The organism is Hymenobacter agri (assembly GCF_054778495.1).
Genome location: NZ_BAAGZM010001283.1, coordinates 1 through 558, shown reverse-complemented (window position 1 = coordinate 558; position 558 = coordinate 1). Strand labels below are relative to the sequence as shown.

The following is a 558-nucleotide window of genomic DNA, read 5'->3' as shown; positions in this document are numbered from 1 at the left end:
CCTCGCGCGATACCCGCAGCGGCCCGCTCTGGCTGTGGAAGATGACCTGTGCGCCGGCAAAGCCCAGGTGCTGAAACAGCACGTGCGCCGCCGCCAGCGTGGCGTGGCCGCAGAGGTCGATTTCGACGGTGGGCGTGAACCAGCGCAGGTCGAACTCATCGGCGGTGCCGGCGCGGGGCACGAAAAAGGCGGTTTCGGCCAGGCTGTTTTCGGCGGCGATTTGCTGCATGAGGGCGGCGGGCAGCGGGGCCGCAAGCGGGCACACGCCGGCAGGGTTGCCGGCGAAGGGCGTTTGGGCGAAGGCGTCGACGTGGAAGTAGCGGAGCATGGCGGCAGTAGCGAGCGGCGAAATGAATTGACCGGACAAGAATACGGCGGCGGCACCGGATGCACAGCCGGGCGGCGCGCGCATTGCTTCGGGGCGTATTTTTAAAATCTGTTCGGCCCCGTGCAACCCGGCCCGGCCCCTGCCGGTCAGGGGTGCGAGGCGGGCCGGGACCACTCGCCTTTTTCCTTTCTGCTGCATGCCGCCTCCCGTGCCCACGGTCGACGACGCGC

At 68.8% G+C, this 558-nt stretch carries 1 protein-coding gene; it reads right to left on the bottom strand.

What is annotated here, in order from left to right:
• Window positions 1-328 (bottom strand): PhzF family phenazine biosynthesis protein (locus ACYVDE_RS25815; RefSeq protein ID WP_460504356.1); only part of this gene is annotated, 328 nt, incomplete at its 3' end.
• Window positions 329-558 lie beyond the last annotated feature (230 nt).